This is a genomic window from Pseudoalteromonas sp. (genome assembly GCF_041613455.1).
Lineage (GTDB): Bacteria > Pseudomonadota > Gammaproteobacteria > Enterobacterales > Alteromonadaceae > Pseudoalteromonas.
On sequence record NZ_JBFJHD010000104.1, the window covers coordinates 1 to 10905 of the forward strand.

8 protein-coding genes and 1 pseudogene are annotated in these 10905 nt (G+C 42.2%); 5 read left to right on the forward strand and 4 right to left on the reverse strand.

Going from position 1 to position 10905, the window contains the following annotated elements:
• The 3 genes and pseudogenes from ABYB02_RS10520 to ABYB02_RS10530 form a co-directional block, all read right to left on the reverse strand.
• Window positions 1-783 (reverse strand): bifunctional transcriptional activator/DNA repair enzyme AdaA (locus tag ABYB02_RS10520; protein WP_372762416.1); only part of this gene is annotated, 783 nt, incomplete at its 3' end.
• Window positions 784-867: 84 nt separating this feature from the next.
• Window positions 868-1350, reverse strand: coding sequence for an N-acetyltransferase family protein (locus ABYB02_RS10525; protein WP_372762417.1), 483 nt, complete (start codon window positions 1348-1350; stop codon window positions 868-870).
• 115 nt (window positions 1351-1465) lie between these two features.
• Window positions 1466-4441, reverse strand: a pseudogene (locus ABYB02_RS10530) (response regulator); the annotation flags it as partial.
• Between the two features lie 309 nt (window positions 4442-4750).
• Between ABYB02_RS10530 and ABYB02_RS10535 the strand changes: the two are divergent.
• The 5 genes from ABYB02_RS10535 to bfr (ABYB02_RS10555) all read left to right on the forward strand — a co-directional run bounded on the left by ABYB02_RS10535 (window position 4751) and on the right by bfr (ABYB02_RS10555) (window position 10262).
• On the forward strand, window positions 4751-5623 hold the full coding sequence (locus ABYB02_RS10535; protein ID WP_372762418.1) for a cation diffusion facilitator family transporter: 873 nt from the start codon (window positions 4751-4753) through the stop codon (window positions 5621-5623).
• Window positions 5624-5698: 75 nt separating this feature from the next.
• On the forward strand, window positions 5699-6778 hold the full coding sequence (locus ABYB02_RS10540; protein WP_372762419.1) for a PepSY-associated TM helix domain-containing protein: 1080 nt from the start codon (window positions 5699-5701) through the stop codon (window positions 6776-6778).
• Between the two features lie 62 nt (window positions 6779-6840).
• A complete protein-coding gene (locus tag ABYB02_RS10545) occupies window positions 6841-8976 on the forward strand; it encodes a TonB-dependent receptor (RefSeq protein ID WP_372762420.1) in 2136 nt (711 codons plus the stop codon).
• 335 nt (window positions 8977-9311) lie between these two features.
• Complete coding sequence (bfr, locus tag ABYB02_RS10550; protein WP_372762421.1) at window positions 9312-9785, forward strand: bacterioferritin; 474 nt, start codon at window positions 9312-9314, stop codon at window positions 9783-9785.
• A gap of 12 nt (window positions 9786-9797) precedes the next feature.
• Window positions 9798-10262, forward strand: a complete 465-nt coding sequence (gene bfr / locus ABYB02_RS10555) for a bacterioferritin (RefSeq protein ID WP_372762422.1) — start codon at window positions 9798-9800, stop codon at window positions 10260-10262.
• A 73-nt stretch (window positions 10263-10335) separates the two neighbouring features.
• Here the strand turns inward: bfr (ABYB02_RS10555) and ABYB02_RS10560 are convergent, their stop codons facing one another.
• Complete coding sequence (locus tag ABYB02_RS10560; RefSeq protein WP_372762423.1) at window positions 10336-10530, reverse strand: (2Fe-2S)-binding protein; 195 nt, start codon at window positions 10528-10530, stop codon at window positions 10336-10338.
• Between the last annotated feature and the right edge of the window lie 375 nt (window positions 10531-10905).

Genomic DNA, 10905 nt, shown 5'->3' on the forward strand with positions numbered 1-10905 from the left:
CTGCAGGTACTGAGTATTATCTATTTGAATATCCACACGAAAGTGATTTTTTGCTGCAACATAGTGCGCCGTAAAATGCCCCTTAACTTGCGCATTGCTAAACGTACGCCCATAGCTTGTGTCTGTTAACCATTCCATTGGCGCTATGAGCCGTTTAGCTAAAAAGCGCTGCATAGCAGGCCAATTATACGGCGGTCTAAACGGAATAATTAAGTTAAGGGTAGAATTAGGCTGAGTGCTGATGTGGCGAAGAGCCGACGGTGCCATATTGAGCTGCTGTAAAAACGCATCGTTAAAGCGCCTAACACTGTTAAACCCAGCGGCAAATGCGATGTGCGTAAGCGGTAAAGACGTTTCTTGGATCAGCTTTTTAGCAAACTGACATTGGTTAAATAAGCGATATTGTGACATAGACACCCCAAAGTGCTGCTTGAATAACCGCCTTAAATAACCACTACTTACGCCCAAACGCTGCGCTAACTGTTCGCAATCGTGGCTGCCACCTTGATCTATTAATTGCTTGGCGCGCAGCGCTGTGGTTTTTGTGCCTTGCCACGCGGCACTGCCCGGCGCACTGTCTGGGCGGCAACGCATACAAGGTCTAAAACCGGCAAGTGCTGCATTATGCGCGTACTGATAGTACACCACGTTTTGTTCATTCGCTGTCGGCGCGGGGCAAATAGGCCGGCAATAAATACCGGTGCTTTTAACGCCTACATAAAACAAACCATCAAAGCGTGCATCGCGACTTTGCCGTGCGTGTTGCCAGTATTTCACATTCATAAGCTGCTGTTGTTAATTATTCAAAAAAACCAGCATACCCCATTTCACTATCATTACTAGCCAGTTTCGAACCTGTTCCCATCGCTACGAGGCAAAGTCGATTAACGCTTGCCCGGTTAAACGATAAATAATCCATTCATCTTGTGGCTCTGCGCCAATACTATTATAAAAGTCGATAGCGGGCTGATTCCAATCGAGCACCACCCATTCAAAACGGCCGCAATTGTTAGCCAAGGCACGATTGGCTAAATGTTTCATTATGGCTTTACCTGCCCCTTTGCCACGGCTGTCTGGGCTGACGTATAAATCTTCTAGGTATAAGCCATTTTTACCTAACCAAGTCGAGTAATTATAAAAATACACGGCAAAACCAATAGGCTCTTCACCGTCTAAACACAATATGCTATGGGCGGTGGCACTGTCACAAAATAAGGTGTCGAGAATCGCCTGTTCATTGGTTTTAACGGCGTCGGGCTCTTTTTCATAAATTGCCAGCTCATTAATAAAGTGCAAAATCGTTTTTGCATCGCTAGGCTTCGCATCCCTAATTTCAATACTACTTTTCATTGTGTTATCACCTTACTGGCCGTGTTTATCTTTTAATTTGAATTTGCACTTGCAGGAATTTTATTAGCTCACAGCGCGCGGTGGTTAAATCGTCCGAAAGTGAAAATTTTAACCCTCAAAGGTCAACCCCCTCATACTGCGCTAGTTTCGCTTTTAAAATATCTAACTGAATCGGCTTGCTTAAATAATCATCCATGCCGCTTGCTAGGCAGCGCTGTTTATCAGACTCCATAGCATTGGCGGTTAACGCTATAATGTTAATTGCTTTGTGTTGCTGCCCTGCCGCGCCATTTCTGATAGCTCGGCTCGCATCATAACCATCCATCACCGGCATTTGGCAATCCATCAGTACCATTTTAAAGTGGTTTTGCTCATAGCCACGTAAAATGTCTAATGCTTGTTGGCCATTTTCAGCTAAGGTAACGTCATAATTAAGCTTTTTCAGCATTAACGTCGAAACTTGCTGGTTTATCGGATTATCTTCAACAAGCAATACCGCTGCAAGGTCGGTTGTTTTCGCTTTGCGTAACGATGAAATATAACCGGAGGTGACTAAAGGCAGCGTTTCTTGTTGATTATTACTGCTGATCACCGACAACGCCGAAATTAAATCGGCAGTGGTGACCGGTTTTGGAAAATAGGCCTGAAAGCCAGCGTCAGAATATCGCTGTGCGCCTTCCATTCCAGCTATGCTGGTCATCATCACCAGCGGTATGTGCTTATAATTATCATCGGCTTTTAATCGTTTACATAATTCAATGCCGTCCATGCCAGGCATTTGCATATCTAACACCGCAATATCGTACAGTGGCTGCTTGCTATCAAGCTTGGCTTTACACAGTGCTAATGCATGCGCTGCATCGTATGCTAACGCGACCTTGGCGCCCCAATGTCCCAGTTGCTCCGAAATAACCAGCCGATTTGTTTCATTATCATCAACCACTAATATATTTAACTGATTAATGTTAACTGTTGGAATGTAATGCACTTGCTGCTCAGCCTGTGTAACGTTCAAACTGATGCTAAATTCACTGCCTACTCCCGCGGCACTTTTTAACGAGATCTCGCCGCCCATTAATTCACATAACTGTTTACTAATTGCCAGCCCTAGTCCAGAGCCGCCATATTCGCGGGTGGTGGATGCATCCACCTGCATAAAGGGCGAAAATAATTGCTGCTGCTTGTCTTCGCTAATGCCAATACCGGTGTCTTTTACTGTTATTTGCAGTGTTAATGCGCCCTTTGTACGTTTTAACGCGGCACTGATCAGCACTTCGCCGCGGTGCGTAAACTTCACCGCATTACTGACTAAGTTAGTTAATATTTGACGAATTCGCCCCGGATCGCCGCATAAGTACGAGGGCTCTAACGCCACTAAATCCAAAATAATTTCAATGCCTTTGCTTTGTGCCATAAAGGCTTGAGCAGCGGCCACTTCGCCGATTAGGTCGCGAGCATTGAAGTTGATATTTTCAAGCGCAATTTTACCCGCTTCCGCTTTTGAAAAGTCTAAAATGTCGTTGATTACCCCAAGCAGCGCATGGGCACTGGTTTTAGCAATCGCCACCTTAGTTTCTATTGGCTTAGGTAACGATTCAAGTTGAATCAGTTCTAACATACCTAGCACGCCATTCATTGGGGTGCGTATTTCATGGCTCATGGTGGCTAAAAACTGACTTTTAGCCACCGCTGCAGCTTCAGCCTGAATTAACGCGTCTTTTAATTTTTCTGCGGTTGCTTTACGGCGTTGTGACACTAAGCTGCTACCTAGCAAGGTGGCAAGCGAGCGCAAATAGGTTTCTTCGCTTTGCGTCCATTGGCGAAACTCACCTACCGTTTCGGCGCATAAAATACCTAAATTGCCATCGCCGGTGGTGATCACTGCATCAAGCATCGACTTAATGTTAAAAGGCTTTGTATAACCCTCAATAAAATCAATTGTTGCCGGGTGGGTTTCTACATTATCAATAGCAATTAAGTTTTGTTTATAAATGGCTTTAAAATAAGCGGGGTAATCTTTTGCATTGAGTGTGGCATTCGAACTTTGCACCCCCTGCCCTTTAATACAGATACTGTGGCAAAACAGCACATCGCGTTTTTCATTAAAAATCCAAATAGATGCCCGCTGCACACCAAGCACTTCACACATAGATTTAACCGCGAGCTTTTTTACTTCCTGCACATTACTACTTTGTACTTGGGGTGCCACGGTGAGCATCGCCAAATTTTTATTGTAACGATTGGCCTTGTCGCTTTCGAGTTCTAGTCGCTTATGGGTATCAATACTCTGAAAAGAGCCAAAAACACGCACACATTGGCCCTGTTCAAATTCACTTTGCCCGATAGCTCTCACCCAACGTTCTTTACCACTATATGTGATAATAAGCAGCTCAATATTCCAGCTTTCACCCTTGGTAATCGCATTATCAAACAAGCTTGTTATTTTATCTCGGTGATAACCTGGTTTATAAAAGTTTATTGCGGTGGCTATATCTGGAGTGAAGTCATCGGGAACTTCATGAATAGCACGTACTTCATCTGACCAAAATAGGGTTTGCGCTTTTAAATCTATTTCCCATGCCCCTATTTGCCCCTGTTTACTCATCGATTCGAGCAGGCTTTGTTGGCGCGACAATTTTAACTGCGCTTGGTAGCGCTCGGTTATATCGTTAATAAATCCATCTAAAAACAGCACGTTTGCGGAAGTATCGTAACTTGCGCGGCCTTTTTCGTGTACCCAGCGAGTTTCACCGCTTTGGCTAACAATGCGATACTCTATTGACCACGACTGCTGCTGTTCAACCCCAAAGCGAACAGCCTGTTCAACCTTTACATGATCGTCAGGGTGAATAATATCTAAAAAACTCAGCTGCTTATTGTTTATCAACGCCTGTGGATCATAGCCTGTCAGCGTTTTTGTTTGCTTACTCATATACAGCATGGTCCATTGTTTATCGCATTTACAGCGATAAATAATACCGGGAATATTTTCCAGCAAGGAAGCAAATTGGTCACCCTGGGGGTGTAAATCTAGAGCTGTTGTTTTTTGTTCAGTATTATCCAACTGGGTACCTATTGTGTGCTTTAACGAACTGTGTTGCTATATTATTCAATCACTTGTGTAACCTTGCTGCAGTGACAAACTCGCTGTTTTTAACCTTATACAACAAGCAGCAAGCTCAATAGTATGCTGTATTTATACCCGAAATGCGCAGCGATGAAAATAAACACTATATTACTCAGAGCGTTATCACTAGGTATTTTATGTATTAAGGCATTAATCAGCGCACGGTGCAAGCCACAGCCAAAATAATGACCTAACGTATACAGTATTGCCGCTAGCTGTTTTAAATTGCACATGCTATAACATTATTAGTATTTATAGTAACTTGAGGGGTTCATGGGGCATAATCACGCGCATCATCATGTTGATGAAAACCACAGTAACATACAGCTCCTACTTGCTATCGTCATTAATGTATTGCTTACCGTAATCCAAGTGATAGGGGGGTTATTATCGGGTAGCCTGTCGTTAATTGCCGATGCGCTGCATAACCTTAGCGATGCAGCGGCTATATTTATTGCACTGCTAGCACGTAAAATTGCGCATAAACCTGCCGACAGCAGCCATCACTTTGGCTATCAGCGCGCCGAAATTCTTGCCACGGCCTTCAACAGCTGCACGCTTATTATTATTGGCGGCTATTTAGTTATTGAAGCAATAATGAGTTACCTCAACCCACAAGTTATTGATGGTTGGATTATTGTATGGGTGGCGTCATTTGCACTGCTTATTGATGTGATCACGGCGGTGTTAACTTATCGCGCGGGTGCCCATAATAGTATCAATATTAGGGCTGCTTTTATTCATAATGTGTCCGACGCCATGGCCTCTATTGTGGTGATGATTGCCGGTACTTTAATTATTTTATATCAATGGTATGTGGTTGATTTAATTGCCACACTGTTAATTGCTGGTTATGTTATTTACCATGGCGTGTTACTGCTTAAGCAAAGTTGCCGTATTTTGATGCAAGCTGCGCCACACCAGTTTGACACTCACGCGGTAGCACTTGCCATTAAACAACACTTTAATATTAGCGAAGTAACCAGCATTAAACTGTGGCAACTCGATGATAAAACAACCCATTGCGAGCTTATAATAGACTCAGAAACAGCACCACCGCTAAGCGCTATTAAACACTACTTACACGACAACTTTCAGATTGAATATTGCATCATAGAAAGCCATATTAAAGCCTCTCATCACTAATAAAATAAACTAATTGAAAACCACTCTCATTATCATTTAAAATTAACCATCTTCACCTACTATCGAGACACGCTTTTGAAGCTTTGGTTACGCAGAACGCATTTAGCGTTGGCCCTGATCAGCGGGCTATTTTTATTGATTATTAGTGTGACAGGCGCACTGCTTATTTACGCCAAAGACCTACAACACTTAATGCAAGCTGATAAGTGGTTAGTCACAGAGCACGCCAAACACCGCAATTACAACGAGCTAATAGCGCATGTACAACAGCAAACGGGGCAGCCAGTGCATTTTTTTATGCCCGAAACCAACCCCACCCTCGCATGGCAGTTTAAACTAGCCGATAACAGCTACGTAAGCATAAATCCTTATACCAATGACATACTGTATCGCTATCAGTCAACCGATACCCTTTATGGCTTTACCTTAGCGTTGCACCGCTGGTTATTATGGCAAGATAACGACGGCAACAAGCCATTACAAAACTGGGTCTCGGTGTGTGCGTTAATGCTCATAATTAACCTATTAATTGGTTTTTACTTATGGGTAAAACCTAACAAGCGGCTAAAACGCTTAGCCATTAAACCCAGTGCCAAATTGCGCGTACTGCTGTATCAGCTACATACCGTGTTAGGCGTCTATTTGTTTATTCCTTTAATACTTATTGCCTTTACCGGTATGGCATTTAACTGGAAAAGCGCCACTCAAACAGTATTAGAATTTGTCACCGTTAGTCACATTGAACAACGTCCCACCCCACCCAGCATTGTGGCTAATCCAACAGCCACTCCGCGTTATACTATGGCGATAAACAATGCCCACGCGGTGTTTCAGCACGCACCATTATACCGGGTGTACTTACCGCAAAAGGCGGATCAAGCCTTGGCTATACGCGTTAAAAACCCGGGCGAAAGCCATGCCTTTAGCTGGGTGTGGGTTAACCCCTATACTGCAAAGGTGATCAACGCGTTTGATGCCAGTAAAACAAATGTCACCACCCAAGCATGGCACTTTAAATACGCGTTTCATATTGGTAATTTTGCCGGCCCCGTGGTGCAGTTTTTATGGTTACTGCTCACCTTGTCATTGAGTTTTTTTGTTATAAGCGGCATATATTTTTGGTTAAAAAGATTAAAGCGAAATAAATCTCATTAACACTTGATGCAGGTAATGATAATGGTTATTATTACCAAAAAACAACATCAACCAGAGTTATCATGTTAAAAACTTCCCTTTGTTTACTAAGTGTGGCTGTAAGCGCAGCCGCATTTGCCGATGAAAATACTAAAAATAGCTATTCAGCAGACCCACTAGAGCACGTTATTGTGTCGGGCAGCCGTATTGTGGAAAGTATTGATGAGGTACCCGCGTCAATCACTATTATTAATCAGCAGCAAATTCAGCAGCATCTAAAAGTGAATCCTGAATTAAGCAGCTTATTGGCACAAATGGTGCCTGGCTTAGCGCCTAGCACCGGTAGCTCAAGCAACTCGGGGCAAACACTGCGCGGGCGCGCACCGCTTATTATGATTGATGGTGTGCCACAATCAACGCCACTGCGTAACGGCTCGCTGGGTGTAAAAACCCTCGATGCAAGTGCCATAGCGCGTATTGAAGTAATTAAAGGCGCGACCTCTGTGTATGGCAATGGTGCTTCGGGTGGGGTTATTAACTACATCACTAAACAAGCACAAAGTAATAACACAGCATCAGGTGAATTTAGCATAGCGAGCCGTTTTAGTGCGGTAAAACCCGCAGAAAGCGCAGGTGCACGGGTATCGGCGGCTATCAATGGCAAGCTCGATAAATTTAGCTATTTAGTCACCGCAAGCTACGAAGAAAACGGTGTACAACGTGACGCAGAAGGCGATATTTTAGGTTTACTTTACGGCTTATCTGATTCAGAAACTGAAAACTATTTTACTAAACTCAGCTATGATTTTGATGACGAAAAACAACTGCAGTTTAGCTACAACTTTTACAGTTCGCAGCAAAAAACAGACTTAGGCGATGTGGTTGGCGACGGTAATATCGGCGAAAAAACTTACGCTATTCATGTTCCTAAAGAGTTACAAAAACAGGGCAAACCGCAAGGCCCAGAAGGTAATGTAAATATCACCCTAAAATACCTCGATTACGCGTTACTTGAAAACACCCAAATGACACTCGATCTGTATAAACAAGATATCGAAAACGTGTTTTTCTTTTCAACGGCTTTAGCCAACCCCGATGAAGGTTATAGCGGTGGTCAGTCGGTGATTAAATCCAACAAACAAGGTGCTAGAGCCACGTTTAACAGCCAGTTTGATTTTGACAACCTCACCACCACCTTAATTTACGGTATAGATGCCCTTAACGATAAAACATCGCAACCCTTAGTCGATGGTCGTGTGTGGGTGCCTGAAATGGACATGGAGAGTGTTGCTGGCTTTTTACAAACAAAATGGGTGATCAACGACGATATCATTGTTAAAGCGGGAGTACGTAAAGAAAACATTGATTTAACCGTGGCTGACTACCAAACACTAAAACTGTGTAAAAGCGAAACGCAGTGTTCGGTGCCGATGAGTGTGCGTGGCGATACCCTTAAATATCAAGCAACCACCTATAATGCGGGGATTAAATACAATTTAACTGACGCGTTCAGTCCGTTTATTAGTTACTCACAAGGCTCTGATATCTCAGATATTGGCCGATTACTGCGCACGGCAACCGTGAATGATATTGCGTTAATTCAAACCCAAGCTTCTATTATCGATAATTATGAGATTGGTTTTACCTCACAGTTTGATGAGCTAAGGTTTGAATTTGCTGCATACAGAAGCACTTCAGAGTTAGGCACCAGTAATAAATTTAACCCGGTAACCGGCATTTATGAGCCGGTGCGCGCTCCGCAAAAAATTTGGGGTTACGAGGGGTTAGTTAATTACACCATCACACCGCAACTTAAGCTGATAGCCACCTATAGTTATGTTGAAGGTAAAAATAGCGCCAATGACGAATATTTAGGCGCTAAACAAATTAGCCCGCCAAAAGCCACCGCCAACTTAGCATGGCAAGCGCACGACGATGTAGCGCTAACGCTTAGCTACTTACACGTAGGCGACCGTAAACGCTTTGCTAGAAACGAGCAGGGTCAATATGTAGGCGATCAAGGGGCGGTAGATAGCTATAACGTGGTTAATTTAAGTGGCCAATACCAAATTAATTCCCAGTGGAGTAGTTATTTTGGTATCGAAAACTTACTAAATAGCGACTACTACCCTGCCCGTTCACAAGCTTATACCTATGGCGGCTACAACATTAAAGGATTAGGCACCACAGTAACACTCGGTGCAAACTATCAATTTTAATTTTTAATTAAACAACAAATAGTTACGCGTTAATCACCCTGAGATTAGCGCGTAACTAAGCCCCTACACGCACAGCTGTTTGTGCTTTAAGTATCACCTTCTCTTACACACCATTATTTTAGACAGCCTGGTTGCTTTTACAGCCACTTTTAACCCAATATTAATTACCCCTTGCCCCTTTTGTAGGCTTTGCACCTGATAAACCTTAGGTTTTACTAACGCAAACTTAAATAAGAATCAAAACCAATAGTAACACAATGATTTTTAAGGAAAACTTGCAAATAATTAGATATAGACTACACTGTTGCCAATTGAAATTGTTAAGGTGAAAAATCATGAAAGGTAACCAAAAAGTAATCGATGCTTTTAATGCATTGTTGGCTAACGAATTAGCAGCCATTGACCAATATTTCATTCACTCACGCATGTACGATGACTGGGGCTTAAACAAGCTTTATGAGCGCCTTAACCATGAAATGGAAGAAGAAAAAGATCATTGCGATTGGTTAATAAAACGCATTCTATTTTTAGAAGGTGTGCCTAACATGACAAAGCGTCGTGACCTATTAATTGGCACCGATGTAAAAAGCATGATGCAAAACGATTTAACTTTAGAGCTTGAAGTGGTTGCCAGCGTAAAAGAGGTGATCGCCATTTGTGAACAACAGCAAGACTACCAGTCACGTGAAATATTAGAAAAACTGCTGTTTGATACCGAGGAAGATCATGTTTATTGGTTAGAGCAACAACTGGGCCTTATTGATAAAATTGGCAGCCAAAACTATCACCAAGCACAAATGGGCGAATAGGAGCACATTATTATGAAAGGCGATAAAGACGTTATTGCAGCGCTAAACAAAGTACTGGCAAATGAACTTGTAGGTATTAATCAATACTTTTTACATGCGCGCATGTTTAAAGACTTTGGCTTTAGCAAATTAGACAAAGCAGACTACAAAGTGTCTATTCAAAAAATGAAAAATGCCGATCGTTTAATTGAGCGTATTTTGTTTTTAGAAGGCTTGCCTAACCTACAAGACTTAGGCCGCTTACGCATTGGTGAGAACAGCGAAGAAATGATTGCCGCTAACATGAGCTTTGAACAAGATACCTTAGACGACTTACGCGCAGCAATTAAATTAGCCGAAAGTAAAAAAGACTATATCAGCCGTGAAGCACTTGATCATATTTTACATGAGCAAGAAGAGCAGCTTGACTGGCTAGAAACACAGCAGTTACTGATAAGCACCACAGGGCTTGAAAACTACCTGCAGTCGCAGCTGTAATATCGCTAAGTAACACACATAAAAAAAGCAGCTGATTAGCTGCTTTTTTTATAACTAAATTTTTGTAATGTAATTAAGCAACTTGCTCGGTAATATCGGCAATTTGAATTAACTTACGATTAAGGATCTTTTTAGTACAACCACAACACTTACCGCATTGGCTGCCCACTTTAAGCTCTTTCGTTAATTCACGCATGGTGGTAGCCCCATCGTCAATTGTCTGCTCAATTTTTTTATCAGTCACCCCGTGACATAGACAAATATACATGAATACAAACCACTCTCAATTACATTTAGTAAATGCATACTAATCTAAATGGTAACTGTTATCAATACATCTTTGGTGATTTTTTAGCTTTTTTTACGTTTTTGGTCAGCGCCACTTAAATTGAGAATTCGCGGCAGGTTGAGAATTGTTTGAATTTCATTCGAAGTGTGGCACTTAAATTGAGATTTATTAACTAAAGCCTCACCTTGAATTTAAATAGGTTTAGATTTAGGTAAATAGTTGAATGATTGAAATGAATTACATTAAGTCTGAAGAAACCTTAATGTATAAATATAGAATTAGTGCGTGGGCTATTTCCGGTTTGTGCCATGAGCGGTCATTCATGATTAACTCGTTTCTGTTTCTGCCCCAAAG